Below are 23,360 nucleotides of genomic sequence, written 5' to 3'. Positions count from 1 at the left end.
ATATTATGAATACAACTTCAAAATCAAATGCTTAAATTTGCATTTCAAAATAAATCATTACTATGTTCGATAATTTAAGCGATAAACTAGACAAAGCCTTTCACATACTTAAAGGTCACGGAAAAATCACCGAAGTAAATGTAGCCGAAACGCTGAAAGAAGTCCGTAGAGCCTTACTTGACGCCGATGTTAACTTCAAAATTGCGAAAGATTTTACTACCAAAGTAAAAGAAAAAGCAATTGGACAAGATGTATTGACAACCCTACAACCGGGACAATTGTTAGTGAAGTTAGTCAAAGACGAGCTTACGGAATTAATGGGGGGTGATGTTGCTGGAATCAATCTTTCTGGAAATCCAACGGTTATTTTGATGGCAGGTTTGCAAGGATCAGGTAAAACTACTTTCTCTGGAAAATTGGCAAATTATCTTCTTACAAAAAAGAATAAAAAACCATTATTGGTGGCTTGTGATATCTACAGACCAGCAGCAATTCAACAATTGTATGTAGTTGGGGATTCGATAGGAGTTGAGGTATATTCTGAACCAGAAAATAAAAATCCTGTTGAAATTGCGCAAAATGCGATCAAACATGCGAAAGCAAATGGGTTTAATGTTGTAATTGTCGATACAGCCGGTCGTTTAGCAGTTGATGCGGAAATGATGGATGAAATTGAACGCGTTCACAAAGCCATACAGCCGCAAGAAACATTATTTGTTGTGGATGCAATGACAGGTCAAGATGCTGTAAATACAGCAAAAACCTTTAACGAAAGATTAAATTTTGACGGGGTTATCTTAACCAAATTAGATGGTGATACGCGTGGTGGAGCTGCGATTTCGATTAAATCGGTTGTTAATAAACCAATTAAATTTGTAGGTACAGGAGAAAAGATGGACGCGATTGATGTGTTCTATCCCATTCGTATGGCCGAAAGAATTTTGGGAATGGGTGACGTTGTGTCTTTGGTTGAAAGAGCACAAGAGCAATTTGACGAAGAAGAAGCCAGAAAAATCCAAAAGAAAATTGCCAAAAACGAATTCGGCTTTGATGATTTTCTTTCTCAAATCCAGCAAGTAAAAAAGATGGGAAATATGAAAGACTTGGTTGGAATGATACCAGGCGCTTCCAAAGCCATGAAAGATGTGGAGATCGAAGACGATGCATTCAAACATATTGAAGCAATCATTCATTCGATGACACCAATTGAAAGAAGCAAACCCGCTTTAATTGATGTAAAAAGAAAAGCGAGAATTGCAAAAGGTTCTGGAACTAAAATCGAACAAGTGAACCAGTTGATGAAGCAGTTTGACCAAATGAGTAAGATGATGAAAATGATGCAGGGGCCAGGAGGTAAAAACCTTATGAAAATGATGGGCGGAATGAAAGGCGGCATGCCAGGAATGAGATAATATTTATTTAAGGTTTAATGTTTCAAATAAAATGAAACTTTAAACCTTATTTTTTTTAAATACAATTACAACTACAACTACTATTACCAGTGATGAGGTTTTGTTTCAGGGTTCTAAGGAGAATTTGAAAACATACGCTTTAAAACTTTAAACAATTTTTAGAAATGCAACTACTAGACGGAAAAAAAACAGCGGAGGACATTAAAAGTGAAATCGCTGTAGAAGTACAAAAAATGAAAGATAAGGGGGAGAAAGTACCTCATTTAGCAGCCCTGATTGTAGGAAATGATGGCGCAAGTCTTACCTATGTAGGAAGCAAGGTAAAAGCATGCGAAAGAGTGGGTTTTGAATCTACTTTAGTGAAAATGCCAAGTACAACTACAGAAATCGAATTGCTTAAAAAGATTAAGGAATTGAATGAGAATGATGAAATTGATGGTTTTATCGTCCAATTGCCACTTCCCGAACAAATCGATGAGCAAAAGGTATTAATGGCCGTGGATCCAAGTAAAGATGTCGATGGCTTTCACCCTGAAAACTTCGGAAAAATGGCGTTAGACATGACCACTTTTATTCCAGCCACTCCGTTTGGTATTCTAGAGTTACTAGAGCGCTACGGCGTTGAAACCAAAGGAAAACATACGGTAGTAATAGGGCGCAGTCATATAGTTGGCAGGCCGATGAGCATTTTGATGGGAAGAAAAGGATTTCCTGGAAATTCAACCGTTACGCTAACGCACAGTTATACTAAGAATATTGAAGAGATTACTATTCAGGCTGATATCATTATTACAGCTTTGGGCGTTCCTAATTATTTGAAAGCAAATATGGTGAAAGAGGGTGTTGTCGTTATTGACGTGGGTATTACTCGTGTTCCTGATGAAAATACGGACAAAGGATATGTCATCACTGGTGATGTTGATTTTGATCAAGTAAGTAAGAAAGCATCGTTTATAACTCCGGTTCCAGGTGGAGTAGGGCCGATGACTATTGCCATGTTGCTAAAAAATACGCTTTTGGCGAGGGAAATGAAAAGAAATAAATAGAAAAAATAATTAGAATTGAAAGCCTTAAATTTTGTTTAAGGCTTTTTTTATCTTGGTAAACACCTAAAGTTCTAATAAATAATTCTACGACGAAATTTACAGAATAACTTTTTAACTTACTCAGTTAGTGAAACACTACCATGTAAATGCTGGGTTTTAACATTTATGGACGTGTCTTTTATTCTTAATAATCACCTCGTCCTTTAAACCTGGGATCATCTCTTTTGATGAATTCCGTTCTTCTTTTTGGAGCTTCCGTTTTTGGCAGGCTGGCTTCTTCTGTTTTACTAGACGGTTCAATCAGTTCATTCAGTTCTTTGATTTCTGCATCGGTCAAATCGCGGTAACGTCCTACGGGAACATCCAGCGAAATATTGATGATTCGGATGCGCTTCAGGGCAGTAACGTCATAACCCAGATATTCTGTCATTCTACGAATTTGGCGGTTTAAGCCTTGTGTTAGAATGATTTTAAATGTCGTAGAACTTATTTTTTCTACTTTACATTTTCTGGTAACGGTGTCTAAAATTGGAACGCCATTACTCATTTTTTCAATAAAACGATCTGTGATCAATTTGTTGACCGTTACAGTATATTCTTTTTCGTGGTTGTTTCTGGCACGAAGAATTTTGTTGACAATATCGCCGTCATTCGTCATAAAAATCAACCCTTCTGATGCTTTGTCTAAACGGCCAATAGGGAAAATGCGTGTTGGATAATTAATATAATCTACAATATTGCCACGAACTTCTAAATTGGTTGTGCATTCAATTCCAACAGGTTTATTAAAAGCTAAATAAATAGATTTCTCTCTTTTTTCTCGAATTAATTTGCCATCTATACGCACTTCATCATCAGGAGAAACTTTAGTGCCTAATACTGGGACGACTCCATTGATGGTCACGCGACCTTCTTCGATGATTTTATCAGCTTCACGGCGAGAGCAATATCCTGTTTCTCCTATGAATTTATTAAGGCGTTTTAGATTTTCTTCCATACTGCAAAAGTAATCAATTTGATTTTGGCATAAGGACTTATAGTTCAAAATTCCTTGTTACCAGTTGCGTATTGAACCTTTTTTAATTTTAAAAATCAAAGGGGGAAAATGGAAATGGATTAAAGGTTTCTTTCTAAAGTTACTCAAATAAAAATTTGGAAACTTTTTTGTATAACTCCTCCCCATGCATGCTGTGTCCTAAACCTTTGGTCTCTATAAAAATAGCATTTTTCCAGGTGCTAGCTATTTTTTTTCCTTCCTCAAATAAAACAACCGTGTCATCAATATCGTGCGCAATTAATCCTCTTATGTTTAATTTTGACGCAAATATTTTACCAGAAAATTGCTCTAAATTCAGTTGAAAAGTAGTCAAGTAATGCGCTTCTAAAGATTTAAAAATTCTGGAATTCAAACTCAATAAGCGGATGTAATTGTTTAAGATGATATTGAAATCGCTGGGAGATCCCAAAATTACCATTTTTTTTAACTTATCATTTTGATATGTGGATTGGTAATAAAGACAGGTCTTTCCGCCAATAGAATGACCGATGAGATATTGTGGTTTGAATTTTTCAACGGCGACATGAATAAAAGCGGCGTACTGTGGTATATTGAATTCTTTTCCACTGGATAATCCATGAGCTGGACCGTCAATGGCAATAATGGTACTGCCTGATTTTTTTAGATACGGGAGTAGTTTTTTCCATCGGGAAGCATTGCTTTCCCATCCATGGACCAAAAGAATAACAGTGTCATTTCCTTTCCAAGTATAGGTATGAAAAGAATTTTCTTCCACTTGGAACGTTTCAGATTGTGCTTCTAAAAGGATTTTAGGAAGTTTCGTTCCAGATAGTTTACCTTCTCTAGGTTGGCTAAAAAAAGAATACGCCAGTTTTGATGCTTTCTTTGGAAGGATAAAGCTCAAGACGTTTATGTACAATCCAATGGACTTGGTGAAAATAAAAAATAATATTTTTTTCATAAAAAAAAAGTCCCGATGTGTATCGGGACTTAAATGTAATTAGAATTTAGAAAACAATTGTTCCATTTTCTCTTTTTCTTCATCAGCTAAGGTGCTGTCGACTAATATTCTTCCGGAATGTTCATCGGTAATGATTTTCTTTCTAGAAGCTATTTCTACTTGTGTTTGTGGTGGAATAGTGAAAAATGATCCTGCCGAAGCACCTCTTTCAATAGAAACTACTGCTAAGCCATTTCGAACACTTGTTCTAATTCTAGTGTACGCTTTCAACAATCTTTCTTCAATTAAAGCTTGGTATTCAGCTGATTTTTCTGAAAGGAATGCTTCTTCCTTAGCAGTTTCAGCCATAATAGCATCTAACTCTGATTTTTTATGCTTTAGGTGATTCGATTTCGCTTCTAATCTTTCTTTAGAGCTTGAAATTACTTCTTTCTTGTGTTCGATAGAAGCTTTCATTTCTTTAATTTGCTTTTCAGATAATTGAATTTCTAATTCTTGAAATTCAATCTCCTTTGTCAACGAATTAAATTCTCTGTTGTTGCGAACAGTTTCTTGTTGCTTTGTATATTTTTTGATAGCTTCTTTGTGCTCATCAATTGCATTCTTTTTCGATTTGATAAGATCCTCGATAACTTCAAGTTCCCCTTTCAATTTTTCTGAACGTGTGCTTAAACCAGCCACTTCATCTTCTAAATCTTCTACTTCTAAAGGAAGTTCACCTCTTACGTTTCTGATTTCGTCAATTCTAGAGTCAATTAGTTGTAAATCGTAAATTGCTCTTAACTTGTCCTCAACACTTAATTCTTTCGTATTCGCCATATTCTATAAGTACTTAACTGGATTTGAATTTTCTTCTGATAAAATAACTGCAAAATTAAGGATTTTTTTCCGAAGATACTCTACAATATAATTTTTTGTATAGCGTTCGCTTTCAAAATGTCCAATATCAGCCAAAAGTAACTTGTTTTCGGCTTCATAAAATTGATGGTACTTCAAATCAGCGGTCAAATAAACATCAGCTCCCGCTTGAATGGCATTTTTTATAGCAAAACTGCCAGCTCCACCCAGAACGGCTACTTTTGTAATAGTTCCGCCAGTAAAGTTGGAATGCCGAATCCCGCCACACTGCATTTTCTCTTTTACAAAAAGCAGAAAATCTTCCTGCGTCATCGGATTTTTCAATTCACCAATCATTCCTAAACCAACATTTTGATGCTGATTTTGCAACTCATAAATCTCATACGCTACTTCCTCATACGCGTGGCTTTTGAATAATGCTTTCAGGATTTTGTTTTCCAAATGTTTTTCGAAAGTGACTTCGATTTTGATTTCGTCGCCTTGAACAAACTCAAATCGTTCTCCAATTTGCGGATTGCTGTGCTCGTTTCCCATGTAGGTTCCAATTCCTTTCGAATTAAAACTGCAGTTTTCATAGTTGCCAATATTTCCTGCACCAGCATCAAATAGAGCATTACGCAATTCTTCTGCATTTTCAGGAATGGTAAAAGTCACTAATTTGCGAATGAAATTTTGTTTCGGAATCAGGATTTTAGTATTTACCAATCCTAATGCGTCGCTGAATATTTTATTCACGCCTTCTTGATGATTGTCTAAAGCGGTGTGAACAGCATAAATGGCAATATCATTTTTTATGGCCTTGATTATGGCGCGTTCCACATAGTTTTTACCGGTAATTTTTTTCAAGCCAGAAAATAATATCGGATGAAAACAAACCACCAGATTGCAATTTTTTGCGATTGCTTCGTCAATTATGTTTTCTAATGCATCATGACAAACCAATATTCCGGTAGCTTCCACATCTTGATCTCCAACCAATAAACCCACATTGTCAAAATCTTCAGCATAGGCGAGTGGCGCCATTTCTTCTAAAACGGAAATTATTTCTTTGATTTTCATAAACATCAGATTTTTGTTGCTTAATTTTGGTTTTTTGAATAAACAAATTAACGAATAAACAAATCAACTTTAAAATAAAACATCATCCTTTCCTAAAATGAATTTACAGTGAAAAATACAGTTTCTAAAGAGCTAGTTTTTAAGTAAATTAAAATAGAACGATTTTTGTATATTTGTAATTCAATATCAATAGCTATGACTACTATAACTTTAAAAATCAACGAGCGTACCAAAGCAGGAAAAGCATTTCTGGAAATGACAAATGTTTTGGTTAAGGATTCAAAAGGAATTGAAATAATAGCAACTGGACCAAACAAGACTACTGAAAAAAAATCGGAAATCTACAATCCTGAATTTGTTGCAATGATAAAAAAAGCACAAAAAAGTAAAAAAAGAACAGTGGTAGATCCAAATGATATATGGGGGAGTTTAGGGTTGAAATAACAGATCATGCAAAAATGCAAATCGCGAAACATTTTAAGTTTGGAAACCAGGCCAGTATTAAAAAAATTGCAATAATATTACAAGAACTTTCAGAAACGCCATATACGGGCGTTGGGAAACCGGAAGCATTAAAGGAAAATTTAACTGGTTTTTGGTCAAGACAAATTAACCCAAAGGATAGGTTAATTTATACAGTAAATGATGATTTGGTTGTTGTTGATGTCATCTCAGCAATGGGTCATTATTCTGATAAATATTTATGAATTTACTCCGAAAAATACTCTTTCCTTTTGCCATTTTATATGGTCTCATCACGAGTATTCGGAATTTTCTTTTCGATAAAGGAATTTTAAAATCCTATTTTTTTGATTTGCCCGTAATTGCTGTTGGGAATCTCAGCGTTGGCGGAACCGGAAAAACACCACAAATCGAATATTTGATTCGGTTGCTTTCGGATACATATAAAATTTCCACATTAAGCAGGGGTTATAAAAGACAATCCAAAGGTTTTATTTTGGCGCAAGCCACTTCAAATGCCGCAACTATTGGAGATGAACCATTTCAGTTTTTCCAGAAATTCCCTTCCATACAAGTAGCTGTTGATGCTGACAGAAAAAATGGAATTGAACACTTACTATCTCTTTCTGAAAAGCCTGAAGTTATCTTATTGGACGACGCTTTTCAACACCGAAAAATAAAAGCAGGATTTTATATTTTACTCACTTCGTACGGCGATTTATATTCGGATGATTGTATGTTACCAACCGGAAATTTACGTGAAAGTAGGGATGGAGCTAAAAGAGCGGACATTATTATTGTCACTAAATGTCCGCCTGCTCTTTCTCCAGAAAAACAGAATGCGATCAAGAACAAGTTAAATCTTGCGGAAAATCAAGAATTATACTTTACTTTTATCGCGTATGATACTTTTATTTATGGGGAAAATAGAAAGAAAAATGTCAGTGAAATTCGAACGGCGTCTAAGGTATTGGTAGCAGGAATTGCCAAACCTAAACCATTTTTTTCCTATTTGCAAGATAGTACTGATGTCTGTTTGTCTTTTCCAGATCATCATCATTTTACCGATAAAGACATTTTAGACATTAAAAATTCAGCTCAAAACAACATCATTATCACTACCGAAAAAGATTATGTACGGTTGAAAGGGAGTTTGCCAAGCGAACAACTTTTCTATTTACCAATACAAAGTTCTTTTCTTTCGGGAAGTGACGATTTTGATAAAACAATTATGAAATATGTGGGAACAAGTACAAGAAACGGTTAGTTTTATTACCGAAAAAATTAATTTTACACCAGAATATGGTGTGATTTTGGGTTCGGGATTAGGAAGTTTTACGGATGAAATGGAGGTAGCATTTACATTGCCTTACAATGAAATTCCAAATTTTCCAGTTTCAACAGTGCAAGGGCACAAGGGCGCACTAGTTTTTGGAACTATTGGTGCTAAGAAAGTAGTCGCCATGCAAGGCCGTTTTCATTTCTATGAAGGGTACTCGATGACAGAAGTTACGTTTCCAGTTCGAGTGATGAAGTTTTTAGGGGTTACAAAACTAGTAGTGTCAAATGCTTCAGGCGGAGTAAATCCAAATTATCAGGTGGGTTCCATTGTTATGATTACGGATCATATCAACATGACGCCGGAGCATCCTTTACGTGGAAAAAACGACGATCGTTTTGGACCTCGATTTGTAAATATGAGCGAACCATATTCGAGAAAAATGATAGCGAAAGCAACCGCTTTGGCAAATGAATTAAACATTGAAGTGTATGAAGGGATTTATTTAGGCTTACAAGGACCCACTTTTGAAACTTTGGCGGAGTATAAAATGGTGAAGATATTGGGTGCGGACTGCGTTGGGATGTCAACAGTTCCAGAAGTTATTGTGGCTCGTCACATGGATCTGGAAACATTTGGAATTTCTGTCATTACTGATATGGGTAACGAAGAAAGTATTGGAACGATTTCCCACGACGAAGTATTAGAAGCTGCAAAAGCAGCAGAGCCAAAAGTGAGAAGTCTTATAAAAGAATTAATCTTAAAGTATTAATTTCTAAATGTATTCAGCTATTGTAGTGTAAAATTCTTCTGGTATGAACGGTTTAGTAATAACATCGTTCATGCCAAATGATAATAGCATGTCGCGATTTTCATGAAGTGAGATTGCGGTAAGCGCTATAATAGGTGTTGCAGCATCAAAAGTCCGAATCAATTCTGTAGCAATTGTACCGTTAATCCCGGGTAAATGAACGTCCATCAGTACCAAATCAAATTTATTTTTACGTACTAAATCTATTGCATCTTCGCCGTTATCTATTACTTCGCAAATGATCTGCTTATTATGAAGCATTTTTTTTGTGATCATTTGATTGATTTTATTATCCTCAACCAGTAATATTTTTTTGTTTACTAATTTAGAATCGTAATCAATTTTTTTGGCTGTTTTAAATTCTACAGGAAGTTCACTTATTTTAAAGCCTAATTTAAAAGAAAAGGAAGAGCCTTGGCCAACGATACTTGTTAATTCTATTCGTCCACCTAGGATTTTAATTAATTTCTTTACGATGGTCAATCCTAAGCCTGTTCCGCCGTATTTTCGATTGACTTCAATCGAACCTTGTGAAAAACTATCAAACACGCTTGTCAGTTTGTCTTCAGGTATTCCAATTCCAGTATCCCTAATTTCAAAATATAATGTTGCCGCTGTATCTTCTAATACATGGAGATTTGCGGTCACCGTAACGTCACCATTTTTAGTAAATTTCAGGGCGTTATTAATTAAATTTAATATAATTTGGGATAATTTTGTTGGATCTCCTATCAAATAGTCAGGAATGGCAGCATCGACATCTAATCTAAAATTGTTGTTGTTTACCAAAGCTAATTCTTTTAATGAGTTTTGAATGCCAACTAAAAGTTGTTTTAGGTTGAAGGTGATGTGCTCTATTTCAACACTGTGGGATTCAATTTTATTGATTTCTAAAATCTCATTTATAAATTTGGTCAAGTAATCGCCTGAAAATTTTAGCGAAGACAAATAGTCCATTTGTGTTTTCTTGGGGTTTTCTTCTAATAGTAAATGCGTGATTCCATTGATAGCATTCAAGGGCGTACGAAGTTCGTGACTTACTGTCGATAGAAATTCAGATCTCGCTTTTGACGCCTTTTCGGCTTTGTCTTTTGCAACTTCTAACTCTTTATTTTTCTCCTTTAACAGCAAATTGGACTGATTTCGGATGATATTATTTTTGTATAATGACAAACTTAATAAGGATAAAATAGAGATCAACGCGATAGCAAGAATACTAATGAGTTTAGAAAACTTACTTACTCTTTCCTGTTCTTTAGTTTCATTGTTGGTGCGAACAATTTCTTTTAACCGTTCTGATTCCTTAAATTTTGTATAATCATCTATTCCTAGTCTTTCATTATTGATAATGGCAAGGCGCTCTTTTAGATTTAGATGTTGTTTTAAATACGAGTAGGCATTGTTCTTATCTAACATTTTTTCATGAACAGTACTTAAGGCAAGCAATATACTAGCTTTCTGTTCAAGATTCTCCGATTTGGAATTTAGTTCAAGCGCTTTATCAAGGTAGTTTAAAGCTAAATTATTTCTGTTCTTTAGTGCTTCAATACTACCGGTTTGGTACAAGGCTTCTGTTTTGGTATCTGTTAAAGCTGGAGTAGTGGGAATTGCAATTATAGTCTTAAAAACCGTTAAAGCTAAATCTAATTTGTTTTGGCCTTTATAAATTAATCCTTTTTGAAGTTCAAACAATTCAGTGGTATCTGGGATTTTTAATAACTTATAAATGGATTTAGATTTCTGAAAGTACATGGCAGCTCTATCGAAATTTTCTTTTGCCATGTAGCACAAACCAAGATTGTAATAGGTGTCAGCTTGGATAACTGCAGGTTGTTGCATCGCAATAAGCGAACTACTTTTTATAAAATATTCAATTGCGTCGTTATATTTTCTTAAGTCGTAATACAGTTTTCCTAGGTTGTAGTTCTCAACGGCTTGATCTTTAATATTGTTGTTTTTTATAGCGTATTGTATTGCTTTTTGGGTATTTGACAATGCCTCTTTGTAATTGTTGTTTTGAACATAAGAGTGACTCAAACTGCTATAATAGGCTGTGCTATCTGCATCTTCATTAGGTTGAGAATACAGGAGTGTACTTAAAAAGAGTATATAAACGAAAAGCAATTTCATTTGTTACCTATTTTTTTATTGGTTATTTTTCATACTTGTCAAAAGTATTAAATCAATTAGTCGAGAGGAATACCCTATCTCATTGTCATACCAGCCAACTACTTTAACCATTTTATCGATAACTGAAGTAAGTTGAGCATCAAATATACATGAATTTTTATTGCCAATTACATCAACAGAGACAATAGGATCTTCGGTGTAATCTAAAATTCCTTTTAAAGTAGTTTTTGCGGCTATTTTAAAGGCAGCGTTTATTTCTTCAATAGTGACAGCGCGTTTCACGTTAAACGTGATGTCTGTTAAAGAACCATCTGGAACCGGCACTCTAATACCGCAACCACCAATCTTACCTTCAAACTCTGGAAATATTTTTGTCAATGCTTTCGCTGCTCCGGTTGTTGTAGGAACAATAGATTGGCTAGCGCCTCGGGCTCGACGCAAGTCTTTGTGAGGTTGGTCGTGCAAGCTTTGGTCTGTTGTATAGGAGTGTATAGTGGTAATATACGCTTGTTCTATACCACAAAGTTCATTGATAACCTTAATCATGGGTGCCGCATTATTGGTCGTGCAACTGGCATTGGAGATAATGGTTTCAGAATCGTCAAGAATGGAATCATTTACACCTAGAACTACTGTTTTTATAGTGTCTACCTCTGAAGGTGCGGAGAGTATTACTTTTTTAGCGCCAGCTATAATATGGGAATTCAGTTCTTCGAAAGTTTTGTATTTCCCGGTAGATTCAATTACATAATCAATGTTTAAGCTCTTCCAATCGAGGTTAGAAATTCTTTTTTCATGAAAAAATAAATAATGTTTACCGTCTAGCAAAATCCCTTTTTCATCAGCGCTTACAGCAAATGGTAAAACACCGTGTATACTATCGTATTTTACTAGATGTGCCATTGTTTTTTTATCAGCAATATCATTGATGGCAACTACTTCTATAGAGGGATGGTTTAAAAGCAAGCGGAATAAATTTCTTCCAATTCTTCCAAAACCATTTATGGCAATTCTTATTTTCAAGATTTTAGGTTTGTAGGGCAAAGCTTATTTGGTTAACCGATTAAACAAATAAACCAAGGGGTTATTTATAAAATATGTTTTTGAGCTTTGTAAGAAGAACGAACTAATGGGCCGCTTTCAACATGTCGGAAACCTAATTCCAAACCATATTGCTCGTATTTTGCAAATTGTTCTGGAGTTATGAATTCTTTTACCGGCAAGTGTTTTTTACTGGGTTGCAAATATTGTCCTATTGTAACGATATCAACGTGTACTGCACGTAAATCTCTCATCGTTTGATACACTTCCTCTTCTTGTTCTCCAAGTCCCAGCATAATCCCAGATTTGGTTCTTTTAATTCCTTTTTCTTTCAGGTAACGCAGTACTTCGAGACTTCGGTCATATTTTGCTTGGATACGAACTTCGCGAGTCAGTCTGCGTACCGTTTCTACATTGTGTGACACTACCTCAGGATTTGCTTCCACAATGCGGTCAATGTTTCTTTCGATACCCTGAAAATCAGGAATTAATGTTTCTAGGGTTGTGTTTGGGTTCATTCTGCGGATGGCTTTCACGGTTTCAATCCAAATAATAGATCCGCCGTCTTTCAAATCATCTCTGTCAACACTAGTAACTACAGCATGTTTAATGTTCATAATTTTTATAGAACGGGCCACTTTTTCTGGTTCATCCCAGTCTACGGTTTCGGGTCTTCCAGTTTTTACGCCACAAAATCCACAAGAGCGGGTACACACATTTCCTAAAATCATAAATGTAGCCGTTCCTTCGCCCCAGCATTCACCCATATTTGGGCAACTTCCTGAAGTACAAATCGTGTTCAAACTATATTTATCAACCAAGCTACGAAGTTCTGTATATTTTTGGCCTATTGGCAGTTTTACCTTCAGCCATTTTGGTTTAGCTCCGCTCAATTCGGCTTTGCTTCGAGTTGCTACAGGTAAAGTATTTTCTAAAACAGTTTCCATATATCATATTTTCAAGCTGCAAAGATAAGGAATGTAGTTTATTTTAGTATTGGTTTAGTTGTTTATTTGAAGGAATCACAACAGAAGTCTTAGGAGCAGAAAATTTAGGAATCCTAAGAAATAGTTGTCCTGCTTTCGCCTTTATCTCTCCGCGCTGCTTCGAGGATACCAGCTCTATCAGGGCTATGTGAGAACTTTTTGTAGGTATAAGGGAATGTTTTTATAGATGAAATAAATAGGTGAAAAGAGCTCCAATTTAAATTGGAGCTCTTTCTATTTTTTAATTCATCTGTACTGTAATGGGAAGGTTGTAGGCGGTTCGCACGGCTTTACCGTCAATCATACCAGGTGACCACTTTGTTCGTAACGATTTCAATACTCGAACGGCCTCTTTCCCCAAGCCATAGCCAGGATCTCTTTTGACATGAATGTCACTCATGCTGCCATCTCTTTCGATTACAAAAGAAACATAAACCCGAATCGATCCACTGCCTTCTAATTCCTTTTTTTCAAAATTAGTACCTACATACGTATAGAACTTCTTAATTCCGCCAGGGAATTCAGGAAGTTTATCTAGCGAAACGCTGTTGATTATAGCATTGCCTGTCTCTATGGCTGTTGTTGTTTCAGCTCCTGACGGAGTTGCGGGATTGACGCCAATAATACCTGTTCCTTCCGCAGTAGTGTTGGAGACCACAGTATTGTCGCTGTTTTTTGCAATGTCTTGATTGGCTTGTGAAGCTTGAACGATTACAGGATTTACCAGTTGCGCGCTTTTAATGGGCGCCTCAGCATTTTTAGTTTTGATTTCTGGCACTGATTTTTTTGGCTCAAGCTGATTTGGAATTATGTCAGTAAGCTGCACTATGGTGTTTGTAAAATCGGGAATGGCTATCGGCGCTGTTCTATCAGGATTAAAATAAGTAATGATTATAGGAATACTTAAAGCACTAAATAGAAATAAGACACCCATAAAAAGAGAAGTTAATGCCGTTTTTGTGCTGTCCTGACGCAACTGATACGCTCCATATTCTTTGTTTCTATCTTGAAAAACAAGATTAATCCAGCCGGTTTCGTAAATACTTAATTTTGACATAATATATGGATTTAGAGGTTAAGTACAATTAAATCATAAGCAAAAGGTTTTTTTAATGATAACGTGCGAAACAAGAATAATAGTATATAAATTTAATAATAAATTATGATTAAATAAAATTTATATTTAATAATTTAACGTAGGGAGTGTATTGTTTATATGCTTTCAATCAGATTAACGATGGAATAGATAACCTTTAAACTTATAAAATTATCGTCTGCTTTGAATGATTTCTGCCAATAATTTCTTGGCGCGAAGCAATTTGACCTTCACATTACTCAACGGTTCCTCGATTTTGTTGGCAATTTCCTGATAACTCATTTCCTGAAAATAGCGCAATTGAATAACTTCTTGATAATGTGGTTTTAATTCTTTAATGAATTGCAGTAATTGCGAAAGATTTTGTTCTGTTATTAATTCATCTTCTGCGGAGGGAGTAGTATCTGCAATATTGTAGGCTTGATGGTCTTCTTCTTCGGTAATTTCGACAAAAAGGCTTGATTTCTTTTTTCGCAACACATCGATGTGGACATTTTTTGCAATAGCAATCAGCCAAGTGTTAAACTGGAATTCAGCGTTGTACGAGGCTATTTTATCAAACGCTTTTGAGAACGTTTCAATAGTGATATCTTCTGCATTGGTTTCATTTTCGGTGCGTTTAAGCATAAAACCATACACTTCATTCCAATAATAATTCAATAGAAAAGTGAAGGCAACTTGATCGCCTTGTTTTGCTTTTTCTATTTGTTTGTTTATTTCCAATGTACTGGTTTTGAGAATGTATTAGTGATGAAGATATTAATTTGGGTGAATATTAGTACTAATTCAATAATTGGATACCAATATACGACATCTTTTTCTTTTAATTTACCTGCCGAAAATCCGATGATAATCCAAGATACGAGGTAGCGTAGCCCAATTAGACACAGCACTACAATCCATTGAAATTGAAAAGCCAGCAAGACGATAGGAAGGATAAGAAATAATAATTGGGAACAATAGAAAAGACCCAACTGGAATTTGTCAAAGGACTTGTAATAATTAGCCGTTGCAACATGTCTTCTTTTTTGAATCAGCCATTCTGTATAGGTGGTTTTGGGCTTAGAAAGCGTTACACTTTCTGGCATATAAGCAATTGTCGTGTTTTTAGCTTTTGCAGCTTGGTTTACAAACAAATCATCATCGCCAGAACGAATTTGCATGTGTTCTATGAATCCATTTACGTTGAAAAACTCTTCCTTTTTGTAGGCTAAATTTCTTCCAACGCCCATGTAAGGATGCCCAATTTTTGCCCAAGAAAAATATTGAATAGCGGTCAATAAAGTTTCAAAACGTATTATTTTATTCAAGAAAGAGTTTGCGATTTTCTCATATTTACCATAGCCTAAAACGATTGTTTTTTGCATAGTAAATTGGGAGCTCATGGCTGTGATCCATTCTTTTGAAGTGGGGTAGCAATCTGCATCGGTGAATAATAAGTAGTCTTTTTTGGCAGCTTTTATTCCTAATGTTAAGGCGTATTTTTTATTTCCCCAAAAGGCTTCGTTGTTCTGTACTTTTACCAAGCGAATGTTTGGATATTGCTTTTCAAAACCTTCAAAAATAGTCAAAGTATTGTCGCTTGAAGCATCGTCAATCAAGACAATTTCAAAATCTGGATAGTTCTGTTCAGCCAGCAAGGGAATGAAATTGGTCACATTTTCTTCTTCGTTTTTTGCACACACTATGACTGAAATAGGGATTCTTTTAGGAGTTATCTTTTGTGCTTTGGCGAAAGCAAATTTCCCAAAAATGCCTAGATAATACAAAATTTGAACCGCAACAATAAAAATAAAAAAGTAAAGAATTAGTATAAGCATTTTGAGTTTAATGAGTTTTTAATACCCGACATTTCGGTAGGATGCAAAGGTATGAATAGAATTTTGAAATGTTAAATACAATCTGTGAATTTCGAAATAATTTATATTGGGCATTTCTTCATTTCAGTTGCAGTTGCGATAGATTGATTTGTATTTACTTTCTCTAACTCGGCAATGATATTTTGATAATTCTTATTATCCCTATTTTGCGACATTTTTCTCGTGGCTTGGATTTCAGTTATTTCAATTTCAAATGCTACAATGCCACGAGTTTGTAGCATCGTTTTTTTTGATAGCGCTTCAATGCGAACTGGGTTTTCAGAATTTTTTTCGTATTTGTTTACTAGTTTTTTTAGGGACTCAATGACAGCTTCTCCCTCTATTATTTTGATTGTTCCGTAAATGTGAACGGCAACATAGTTCCATGTAGGTACATTTTCATGATCGTACCACGACGACGATATGTAATTGTGAGGTCCAGAAAATACGGCTAAGATTTGATCGTTAGCTTCAAAACCATTCCATTGTGGATTCTCCTTAGAAATATGCCCCTGTAAAATGTCCTTCCCTTGATTGTTACTATCTAGTTCCAAAGGAATATGTGTTGCGCACAATTTTCCGTTGCTTTGATTAATTAAAATGCCAAAGCTATTTTCTTGAAGAAACTTTCTGATTTCTTGTTGATTCTCGTTTTTGTAAATATCAGGAATGTACATGTTTAGGTGTGATTTTAGTTTGACGAATTTTGTCTGACAATTAGTAAGATGAGTTTTGTGGTATTCTTATTTGCCCCTTGTATCTTTTTCTTTAAATCACATTTACTTCGGCTTCAATACGGATGCCAAATTTTTTGAAAATGCTGTCTTGAATGTCTTTTGAAACATTCAAGATTTCTTGTCCCGTGGCATTGCCATAATTCACCAAAACCAATGCTTGATTTTTATGGACTCCGGCGTCACGGAAACGTTTCCCTTTGAATCCAGCTTGTTCAATAAGCCAACCTGCAGGCACTTTTACTTCGGTTTCAGAAATATCAAAATATTTCATTTCAGGAAATTGCTTAAGAATTTTTTCAAAATCTGATTTTAATAAAATAGGATTCTTAAAGAAACTACCACTGTTACCCAATTCTTTAGGATCTGGTAGCTTACTTTGGCGGATGGCAATAACAGCATCACTAACCTCTTTTAAAGTTGGAATCTGTATATTTTTTTTGGCTAACTCAGCCGTAATATCTCCATAAGAGGTATTGATTTTATGGTTTTTTTTAGTCAATTTGAAAATAACCGATGTGATGATGTATTGGTCTTTTGCATCTTTTTTAAAAACACTTTCGCGGTATCCAAAATGGCAGGCTTCTTTGGTAAATGTCTTTATCGTCTGCGTTGCAATGGTCATGGCTTGGCAGGATACAAAAGTGTCTTTGATTTCAGTTCCATAAGCACCAATATTTTGTACAGGAGTGGTGCCTACGTTGCCAGGAATCAGCGACATGTTCTCTAAGCCACCAAAATTTTGATCAATGGTCCAAAGCACAAATTCATGCCAGCTTTCACCGGCCTGACTTTCGACCCAAACAAAAGCATCGTTTTCCTCAATGATTTTTTTACCTTTCAAATCGATATGAATGACCAATGCGTCGATATCCTTGGTCAAAAGCATGTTGCTGCCCCCACCCAAAATAAATTTTTTCTGTGATTTGTTTTCAATTAAAATAGTTTCCAAGTCTTGCACAGAATGCACGGCAACGAACTGTTTGGCCTTGGCTTCAATGCCAAAAGTATTGTGTTTTCTTAAAGAGAAATTAGGGTGTATTTCCATAAACGAAAGGGCGTATTTGAATTGTTTAATCTTGGTCAAAAGTAAGAATTAAAATTTAGCTGCATAGGATTTCATCCAGATATGCATCATAAATAATGGCATAATGTACGGTGTCATGCGGTTGTCTCCTTTTTGTAAATTCAGTACAAGTTTTTGGATGTTGATGTGTTCAAAATACGGCATTTGAAAAAGATCACTTTTCGAAAATGATTCTAATTCTTCTTTAAAAGCGGCACTTTTTGAAATATAATCTCCCCAAGGCGCACTTAATCCTACTTTTTTAAATTGAAGAATTTCAGTAGGCAGACGCTCTTGCATTGCCTTTTTGAGGATGAATTTCCATTTTTTTCCAGCAAATAACCATTTGTCATCAAAGGAGCCCAATCCAATTACTAGTCTCGGATCTAAAAAGGGTTCTCTACATTCAATAGAAGCGCCCATTGTGCAGCGGTCATTTCGATCTAATAATGAACACAAGTACGTGTGTTGATCAAAATAAAGCGCCTGTCTTCGCAGATTGTCTGGGTATAACGATTTTGCATCTTTATAAATTTGTTTCCTATATTCGTTTTTTGGAAGTGCATTAATTCCGTAAATTTCCGCAATATCTTTTGGATAGATATTGGAACCATTAAAAATGACCAATTCCGATTTTTTACTAATTTGCGCATAACGTGTTAGCTTATCATAACGAGGTTGTTTGGTAAAAAGATCCAAAGTACCAATTGTTGCAATTGAATTTAATAAAGAAGGATATTTTAATGCTTTGTATCGCACGTATCCACCCATTAATTCATCAGCACCTTCACCAGAAAGCAATACTTTTACCGATGGTTTTGCCATTTTCGAAAGGGCTAAAAGATGTGGTTCGCTTAAATGCATAATAGGTTCATCCTGGAAATAAGTGGCACTTAACAATTGATCATAAAGATTTTTATCTTCTAATTGCATGGTGTGAAAGCCATAATCAAATTTCTCGGCCATCATTTTGGCTAAGTGCGATTCGTTATGTTCCTTTTCTTTAAAACCAATATTAAAGGTTTGAATGTCTTTGTAATTTTGGTGGTGTAGTGAAGCTAAAACAGAGGAGGAGTCCAGTCCTCCGCTCAATAAAACACCGACAGGAACGTCACTGACCATTCTCATTTTTATAGAATCATCAAATGTTTCTCGAAACCATTCTACAGGATTTTTAATTTTAGGCTGGTTCTGTATTTCCTTTTTTAAGTCCCACCATTTTTCGGTCGTAACTTTTCCGCCTTCGTGAATGGTCATTATATGTCCGGGCAATACTTTTTTTACGTTATGGTAAAGTGTGTTTTCACCGGCTACAAATCGATTAAATATATATTCTTCTAGCCCTTCTTGTGCTATTTTTAGCGGAACTCCTGCGGTAAAAAGTGCTTTTTGCTCCGATGCAAAATAAAAAGTTTCATTGTAAAAAGAATAATACAAGGGTTTTACGCCCATTCGATCCCGGACAACAATTAGCTTTTTTTCTAATTTATCCCAAATCGCAAGCGCAAACATTCCATTGAGACGGTGCAGCATTTTTAAGCCGTGCAACTGAAACAGTTTCATTAGAATTTCCGTATCCGAAGTGGTTTCAATGTCAAATCCATTACTCTTTAACTCTGGATAAAATTCTTTATAGTTATAGATTTCGCCATTATAGGTCATCACATATCTTCTGTCATTCGAAAGAAAAGGCTGATGGCCGGCGCTAGAAACATCTAAAATTGACAATCGTCTGTGTCCAAAACCAATGTTATTTTCAATAAATATACCTTTGTCATCAGGGCCACGATGCTCTAGCGAATCACGCATCTTGATGAGGAGGCGTTCCTCTACTTTTTTTTGGGATTGTAAGTGCAAGATTCCGTTAATTCCACACATATTTAGTTGGGAAGATTAGAGTTGATTAATTCGTGGTATTTATGAGCAATAATCTTCATGTTAATCTTGTAATTGGCATTTTTTTCCACAAATGCTCTGTTTGTAGTAACGGCTTGCTCGCGAAGCGCTGTATTTTCAAAAGACCAAATTAATTCTTCGGCTAGTAGTGTATGATCGTCAATGGCAACGAGTCCCCCGTTTTCTCGATGGGTAATCCAACTTTGATTTCCCGGTATGTCTGTTACAACAGGATAGCAATAGCAGGCCATAGCTTCAAATAAAGAGGCGGAAACTCCTTCCGTTATTGGCATACTAATGTAAATGTTTGATTTTTGTAATAAGGTGGGCAATTCCGTATTTGGAATTCGTCCCATAAAATTCACTTTCTTATCAATCTTCAGTTTTTTTGCTAAATCTTTTAAAGTAGCAAGTTCAGTTCCATCGCCTACAATGGTCAGTGCAAAATCTATTCCTTTGTTGTTTAAAATTCCAAAAGAGTGAAGAATAGTGGCATGGCGGTATTCTGGCAGCAAAGACCGCGTTACAATAGCACAAATTTTATCAGGGGTTGCCTTGTTTATATTTCCAAATTTTGTCAAATCAATTCCCTTTGGTAATACTAAAACTTGAGTCATATTTACCTTTGCCTTGATCATGGACAGGGTCATAATGGGCCCCCAAGCATGAATTAAATCTGCTTTTTGGAACGCATAATGTTGAATTATTTTTTTTAATGGTAATAAAATGGATGTTTCTGGCCATAAATCAGTTCTACCTTGTTGTGCAATTGCCACTGGTTTTACTCCAGATAGTGCGGCAAGAAAGCCGTAACTGGTTGTTCGCTCCGCAATCACCATGTCTGGTTGATGTAATTTGATTAGTTCTCTAATTTTAAAAATAGCGAATAGAAATTCGAAAATCCTTAAAATTCGATTATGAAGGCAATTGCTGGGTGTTTTTAATTCCCAAGTAATAATTTCGAAATCGCCAAATTCCTTGAGTCCGCTCATCCAAGTGATCGCATCGGCTCTGTAGGATTCGCCAAGAAAAAGTATTTTCTTTTTTTTCATTATAATTATTCCGACGTCAATGCCCGATTTATAAAGTCATTCAATGGTTTTAGTGCAATTAATTTCTGACTCATTACAGCAACAAAATCTTTTTTAGAAACGCTTGAAAACGCAATTTTTTGCGAAGACTCAAAGCTTTTTAATTTTAATAATTCAATAGCCGGATGTTCTTTTTCATAACCTCTGGGTGGATTTTTCAGCATGTTCTTTTCATTCCTATCAAAATCCTGAAACTCTTTTTTGAAATTTCCTTCGTCAAGAATGGCTTGTAAATCATCATGGAAATAGGCAATTTCTTTACGCATTTTTTTTAGGTCATCTGCTTCAGGACAGTACAATCCACCAGCAATAAAACTAACTCCTTTTTCTAAGTGAATATAATAGCCGGAACGATTCAGCCCTTTGGCACCGGAGGAAAGCCACACTCCTAAATGAGTTTTATATGGCGTCTTGTCTTTAGAAAACCGAATGTCACGATTGATTCGAAAAGTGCAATTTTTGACCTCCAACATTTCTAGTGATGGATCAAGCGGTTTCATGGCATCCAGAAAATCAGCGACTAGCTGTTGATAGTCAATTTTGAAGGCTTCGTACCTTTTTTTGTTTTCCAAAAACCAATCCCGATTGTTATTCGCTTTTAAATCATCTAGAAATAGTAGGGTTTCTTTTGAAAGCATTTTGTGCTATTGTATTTGTTTTCTTAATTCCTCTTCACTTACAAAACCAGATTGTCTCCATGTTACTGCCGCATTATCATACAGTAGTAGCGTGGGAAGCTCACTGATTTTCATTTCAGTCATTAATGTTTTATTTTTATCAGCATCTAATCTAATGATAGTGACATCATCCGCTAATTCTTTTTGCATTTGGTTGATGTAAGGCGACATTTTTTTGCAGGGAGCGCACCATTCTGCATAAAAACTGATCAGTACTTTTTTGTCTGAATTCACTAGTTTTTTGTAGTCCTGAATTGACATTCCAGTAATTTTGTCACTTGGTTTGGAAAACCCAGCAGCATCCCATTTTAGGATTCCTCCTTGTAATTGGTATAAGTTTGTAAACCCAAGTTCTTCTAGTTTTTGAACCGCGCTTTGACTTCTTGCTCCACTTTTACAATACACAAAAAGGGGTCTTGTTTTATCTAGTTTTTTAGTTTCCACGACAAAACTGTCTCCTAGCCAATTTATATTTATAGCCTTGTCGATATGATCTGAGGAAAATTCCTCTGGAGTTCTTACATCGAGAATTTGTGGATTTGGGGTTGCTGCAATTTTTTCAGAAAAAGCTTTTGCATCGATCGATTTACTGTACTTTGAAGATTGACTGTTGCACGATAGCACTAAAAAAGACAGGAGTAGCACTAGTATTGGATTGTATTTCATTGTGATTTTTTTTAAATTCGAGTAGGCTAAATTAGGTAATTTTTCAGTTTTAGAACGCGATAAACTATTAAATAAAAGTTATAAGTTGAAAATTCGATACGTCTGATGTGTTGATTTTAGTATCGCTTCGGTTCGTTCTGGATGCGTGTCGGAAATAAAGAGTTGTCCAAAAGTAGCACTGTTGACCATTTCGATAATTTTAGATACCCGACTTTCATCTAGCTTATCAAAGATGTCATCAAAAAGAAGGATAGGTTTCACACCACTTTGCTTCTTTAAAAATTCAAATTGGGCTAATTTCAAAGCGATTAGATATGATTTTTGTTGTCCTTGTGATCCAAATTTCTTTATCGGATGGTGCTCAATTTCAAAGGCTAAATCATCTTTATGTATTCCTACACTTGTGTATTGTAAAGCCCTGTCTTTATTGCTGTTTTCTTGCAAAAGTGTTAATAAATCCTTTTCAAATAAGTGACTTTCGTAGCCCAATTGTACGGTTTCCTGAGAACCAGTTATCGCCTGATGATGCCTATTGAAAATAGGAATGAACTGTTCGATAAATTCTTTTCTTTTTTCGAAAATGGATTTGGCAAAACCATGGAGTTGCTCATTATATATAGATAGCGTATCGGTATCAAAAACATGATTTAACGCAAAGTATTTTAACAAGGCATTGCGCTGGCTCATTACCTTTTGGTATTGAATGAGTTGCTGTAAATAAGCAGAATCCAATTGTGAAATGACGCTATCCATGAATTTTCGCCTAGTTTCGCTACCTTCTACAATTAAATCCCTGTCCGCTGGAGAGATAATAACCAAAGGAATAAAACCAATATGATCTGAAAATTTATCATACGCTTTTCCATTGCGCTTCAATATTTTTTTCTGACCTTTTTTTAAACTGCATACGATTTGTTCCGTTCTGTCTTTTTTTTCAAATTCAGCATCAATCACAAAAAATTCCTCGCCATGTTTAATATTTTGGACGGCTAACGGATTAAAATAGCTTTTTCCGTACGCTAAATGGTAGATTGCATCAAGTACATTTGTTTTTCCAATACCGTTTTTCCCCACAAAGCAATTTATTTTGCTGTCAAAATCGAAATTTGCTTCTGAAAAGTTCTTATAATTGAATAATGAAATCTTTTTTAAATACATGGTAAGGCTTGCTGGTATAGAGAACTTCGCTGTTTTTCAACAGCTGTTTTAAAG

Annotated in this window: 23 protein-coding genes; 6 read left to right on the top strand and 17 right to left on the bottom strand. The window is 35.4% G+C overall.

Annotated elements, in window-relative coordinates; genetic code table 11:
• The first annotated feature begins 62 nt into the window (after positions 1-62).
• On the top strand, positions 63-1,412 hold the full coding sequence (gene ffh / locus BUA03_RS14905) for a signal recognition particle protein (protein WP_066082116.1): 1,350 nt from the start codon (positions 63-65) through the stop codon (positions 1,410-1,412).
• 164 nt (positions 1,413-1,576) lie between these two features.
• On the top strand, positions 1,577-2,458 hold the full coding sequence (locus BUA03_RS14900; RefSeq protein WP_066082115.1) for a bifunctional 5,10-methylenetetrahydrofolate dehydrogenase/5,10-methenyltetrahydrofolate cyclohydrolase: 882 nt from the start codon (positions 1,577-1,579) through the stop codon (positions 2,456-2,458).
• A 184-nt stretch (positions 2,459-2,642) separates the two neighbouring features.
• On the opposite strand, the gene rluF is transcribed toward BUA03_RS14900, so the two are convergent.
• The 4 genes from rluF to BUA03_RS14880 form a co-directional block, all read right to left on the bottom strand.
• Positions 2,643-3,455 carry a 23S rRNA pseudouridine(2604) synthase RluF gene (rluF, locus tag BUA03_RS14895; protein WP_066082113.1) on the bottom strand — a complete coding sequence of 271 codons (813 nt, stop codon included), beginning with the start codon at positions 3,453-3,455 and terminating at the stop codon, positions 2,643-2,645.
• A gap of 139 nt (positions 3,456-3,594) precedes the next feature.
• Complete coding sequence (locus tag BUA03_RS14890; protein ID WP_066082111.1) at positions 3,595-4,437, bottom strand: alpha/beta fold hydrolase; 843 nt, start codon at positions 4,435-4,437, stop codon at positions 3,595-3,597.
• Between the two features lie 39 nt (positions 4,438-4,476).
• Entirely contained in the window at positions 4,477-5,256 is a 780-nt protein-coding gene (locus BUA03_RS14885) for a zinc ribbon domain-containing protein (RefSeq protein WP_066082110.1), read from the bottom strand.
• Positions 5,257-5,259: 3 nt separating this feature from the next.
• The gene (locus BUA03_RS14880) at positions 5,260-6,354 is read right to left on the bottom strand and encodes a Nif3-like dinuclear metal center hexameric protein (protein ID WP_066082134.1); all 1,095 of its coding nucleotides are present in this window, start codon (positions 6,352-6,354) and stop codon (positions 5,260-5,262) included.
• A gap of 195 nt (positions 6,355-6,549) precedes the next feature.
• Here BUA03_RS14880 and BUA03_RS14875 point away from each other — a divergent pair, with 195 nt between their 5' ends.
• Genes BUA03_RS14875 through BUA03_RS14860 form a run of 4 tightly spaced genes read left to right on the top strand, consistent with a single transcriptional unit; the run spans position 6,550 to position 8,867 of the window.
• Positions 6,550-6,798, top strand: a complete 249-nt coding sequence (locus BUA03_RS14875; protein WP_066082109.1) for a DUF2683 family protein — start codon at positions 6,550-6,552, stop codon at positions 6,796-6,798.
• A 14-nt stretch (positions 6,799-6,812) separates the two neighbouring features.
• Complete coding sequence (locus BUA03_RS14870; protein ID WP_245792683.1) at positions 6,813-7,061, top strand: Txe/YoeB family addiction module toxin; 249 nt, start codon at positions 6,813-6,815, stop codon at positions 7,059-7,061.
• Complete coding sequence (lpxK, locus tag BUA03_RS14865) at positions 7,058-8,083, top strand: tetraacyldisaccharide 4'-kinase (RefSeq protein WP_066082105.1); 1,026 nt, start codon at positions 7,058-7,060, stop codon at positions 8,081-8,083. The genes BUA03_RS14870 and lpxK overlap by 4 nt, the downstream gene beginning before the upstream one ends.
• Positions 8,055-8,867, top strand: a complete 813-nt coding sequence (locus BUA03_RS14860; RefSeq protein WP_066082103.1) for a purine-nucleoside phosphorylase — start codon at positions 8,055-8,057, stop codon at positions 8,865-8,867. The genes lpxK and BUA03_RS14860 overlap by 29 nt, the downstream gene beginning before the upstream one ends.
• Before the next feature lie 3 nt (positions 8,868-8,870).
• Here BUA03_RS14860 and BUA03_RS14855 read toward each other — a convergent pair whose 3' ends face one another.
• The 13 genes from BUA03_RS14855 to recF all read right to left on the bottom strand — a co-directional run bounded on the left by BUA03_RS14855 (position 8,871) and on the right by recF (position 23,306).
• The gene (locus BUA03_RS14855) at positions 8,871-11,036 is read right to left on the bottom strand and encodes a tetratricopeptide repeat-containing hybrid sensor histidine kinase/response regulator (RefSeq protein WP_066082101.1); all 2,166 of its coding nucleotides are present in this window, start codon (positions 11,034-11,036) and stop codon (positions 8,871-8,873) included.
• Between the two features lie 15 nt (positions 11,037-11,051).
• Complete coding sequence (gene gap, locus BUA03_RS14850) at positions 11,052-12,059, bottom strand: type I glyceraldehyde-3-phosphate dehydrogenase (RefSeq protein WP_066082100.1); 1,008 nt, start codon at positions 12,057-12,059, stop codon at positions 11,052-11,054.
• Positions 12,060-12,124: 65 nt separating this feature from the next.
• On the bottom strand, positions 12,125-13,024 hold the full coding sequence (lipA, locus tag BUA03_RS14845; RefSeq protein WP_066082098.1) for a lipoyl synthase: 900 nt from the start codon (positions 13,022-13,024) through the stop codon (positions 12,125-12,127).
• 280 nt (positions 13,025-13,304) lie between these two features.
• The gene (locus BUA03_RS14840) at positions 13,305-14,120 is read right to left on the bottom strand and encodes an energy transducer TonB (protein ID WP_066082096.1); all 816 of its coding nucleotides are present in this window, start codon (positions 14,118-14,120) and stop codon (positions 13,305-13,307) included.
• A 210-nt stretch (positions 14,121-14,330) separates the two neighbouring features.
• A complete protein-coding gene (locus BUA03_RS14835) occupies positions 14,331-14,882 on the bottom strand; it encodes an RNA polymerase sigma factor (RefSeq protein ID WP_066082093.1) in 552 nt (183 codons plus the stop codon).
• A complete protein-coding gene (locus tag BUA03_RS14830; RefSeq protein WP_066082091.1) occupies positions 14,873-15,979 on the bottom strand; it encodes a glycosyltransferase in 1,107 nt (368 codons plus the stop codon). The genes BUA03_RS14835 and BUA03_RS14830 overlap by 10 nt, the downstream gene beginning before the upstream one ends.
• Before the next feature lie 101 nt (positions 15,980-16,080).
• Entirely contained in the window at positions 16,081-16,695 is a 615-nt protein-coding gene (locus tag BUA03_RS14825) for an FMN-binding negative transcriptional regulator (protein WP_066082089.1), read from the bottom strand.
• Positions 16,696-16,786: 91 nt separating this feature from the next.
• The gene (gene murB, locus BUA03_RS14820) at positions 16,787-17,800 is read right to left on the bottom strand and encodes a UDP-N-acetylmuramate dehydrogenase (protein ID WP_066082086.1); all 1,014 of its coding nucleotides are present in this window, start codon (positions 17,798-17,800) and stop codon (positions 16,787-16,789) included.
• Between the two features lie 48 nt (positions 17,801-17,848).
• Positions 17,849-19,696 carry an asparagine synthase (glutamine-hydrolyzing) gene (gene asnB / locus BUA03_RS14815; RefSeq protein ID WP_066082084.1) on the bottom strand — a complete coding sequence of 616 codons (1,848 nt, stop codon included), beginning with the start codon at positions 19,694-19,696 and terminating at the stop codon, positions 17,849-17,851.
• 2 nt (positions 19,697-19,698) lie between these two features.
• Complete coding sequence (locus BUA03_RS14810; RefSeq protein ID WP_066082082.1) at positions 19,699-20,766, bottom strand: glycosyltransferase; 1,068 nt, start codon at positions 20,764-20,766, stop codon at positions 19,699-19,701.
• Between the two features lie 5 nt (positions 20,767-20,771).
• Positions 20,772-21,443, bottom strand: coding sequence for a DUF2461 domain-containing protein (locus BUA03_RS14805; RefSeq protein WP_066082080.1), 672 nt, complete (start codon positions 21,441-21,443; stop codon positions 20,772-20,774).
• Between the two features lie 6 nt (positions 21,444-21,449).
• Entirely contained in the window at positions 21,450-22,148 is a 699-nt protein-coding gene (locus tag BUA03_RS14800) for a thioredoxin domain-containing protein (RefSeq protein ID WP_066082077.1), read from the bottom strand.
• 78 nt (positions 22,149-22,226) lie between these two features.
• Positions 22,227-23,306: a DNA replication/repair protein RecF gene (gene recF / locus BUA03_RS14795; RefSeq protein ID WP_066082075.1), complete on the bottom strand. Its 1,080-nt coding sequence runs from the start codon at positions 23,304-23,306 to the stop codon at positions 22,227-22,229.
• Positions 23,307-23,360: the final 54 nt, after the last annotated feature.

This window comes from Flavobacterium fryxellicola (assembly GCF_900143245.1).
In the GTDB taxonomy this organism is placed as follows: Bacteria; Bacteroidota; Bacteroidia; order Flavobacteriales; family Flavobacteriaceae; genus Flavobacterium; species Flavobacterium fryxellicola.
Note: the sequence above shows the minus strand (reverse complement) of the source record. Positions and strands in the feature narration are given on the sequence as shown.

Excerpts from the sequence above, each read along its gene's own strand:
- ffh (WP_066082116.1), top strand. The coding sequence starts at position 63 with ATGTTCGATAATTTAAGCGATAAACTAGACAAAGCCTTTCACATACTT.
- BUA03_RS14880 (WP_066082134.1), bottom strand. The coding sequence starts at position 6,354 with ATGAAAATCAAAGAAATAATTTCCGTTTTAGAAGAAATGGCGCCACTC.
- lpxK (WP_066082105.1), top strand. The coding sequence starts at position 7,058 with ATGAATTTACTCCGAAAAATACTCTTTCCTTTTGCCATTTTATATGGT.
- BUA03_RS14875 (WP_066082109.1), top strand. The coding sequence starts at position 6,550 with ATGACTACTATAACTTTAAAAATCAACGAGCGTACCAAAGCAGGAAAA.
- murB (WP_066082086.1), bottom strand. The coding sequence starts at position 17,800 with ATGGAAATACACCCTAATTTCTCTTTAAGAAAACACAATACTTTTGGC.
- BUA03_RS14810 (WP_066082082.1), bottom strand. The coding sequence starts at position 20,766 with ATGAAAAAAAAGAAAATACTTTTTCTTGGCGAATCCTACAGAGCCGAT.
- lipA (WP_066082098.1), bottom strand. The coding sequence starts at position 13,024 with ATGGAAACTGTTTTAGAAAATACTTTACCTGTAGCAACTCGAAGCAAA.
- BUA03_RS14870 (WP_245792683.1), top strand. The coding sequence starts at position 6,813 with ATGCAAATCGCGAAACATTTTAAGTTTGGAAACCAGGCCAGTATTAAA.
- BUA03_RS14830 (WP_066082091.1), bottom strand. The coding sequence starts at position 15,979 with ATGCTTATACTAATTCTTTACTTTTTTATTTTTATTGTTGCGGTTCAA.
- BUA03_RS14885 (WP_066082110.1), bottom strand. The coding sequence starts at position 5,256 with ATGGCGAATACGAAAGAATTAAGTGTTGAGGACAAGTTAAGAGCAATT.
- asnB (WP_066082084.1), bottom strand. The coding sequence starts at position 19,696 with ATGTGTGGAATTAACGGAATCTTGCACTTACAATCCCAAAAAAAAGTA.
- BUA03_RS14825 (WP_066082089.1), bottom strand. The coding sequence starts at position 16,695 with ATGTACATTCCTGATATTTACAAAAACGAGAATCAACAAGAAATCAGA.
- BUA03_RS14855 (WP_066082101.1), bottom strand. The coding sequence starts at position 11,036 with ATGAAATTGCTTTTCGTTTATATACTCTTTTTAAGTACACTCCTGTAT.
- BUA03_RS14800 (WP_066082077.1), bottom strand. The coding sequence starts at position 22,148 with ATGAAATACAATCCAATACTAGTGCTACTCCTGTCTTTTTTAGTGCTA.
- recF (WP_066082075.1), bottom strand. The coding sequence starts at position 23,306 with ATGTATTTAAAAAAGATTTCATTATTCAATTATAAGAACTTTTCAGAA.
- BUA03_RS14805 (WP_066082080.1), bottom strand. The coding sequence starts at position 21,443 with ATGCTTTCAAAAGAAACCCTACTATTTCTAGATGATTTAAAAGCGAAT.
- BUA03_RS14840 (WP_066082096.1), bottom strand. The coding sequence starts at position 14,120 with ATGTCAAAATTAAGTATTTACGAAACCGGCTGGATTAATCTTGTTTTT.
- BUA03_RS14890 (WP_066082111.1), bottom strand. The coding sequence starts at position 4,437 with ATGAAAAAAATATTATTTTTTATTTTCACCAAGTCCATTGGATTGTAC.
- BUA03_RS14900 (WP_066082115.1), top strand. The coding sequence starts at position 1,577 with ATGCAACTACTAGACGGAAAAAAAACAGCGGAGGACATTAAAAGTGAA.
- BUA03_RS14860 (WP_066082103.1), top strand. The coding sequence starts at position 8,055 with ATGTGGGAACAAGTACAAGAAACGGTTAGTTTTATTACCGAAAAAATT.
- rluF (WP_066082113.1), bottom strand. The coding sequence starts at position 3,455 with ATGGAAGAAAATCTAAAACGCCTTAATAAATTCATAGGAGAAACAGGA.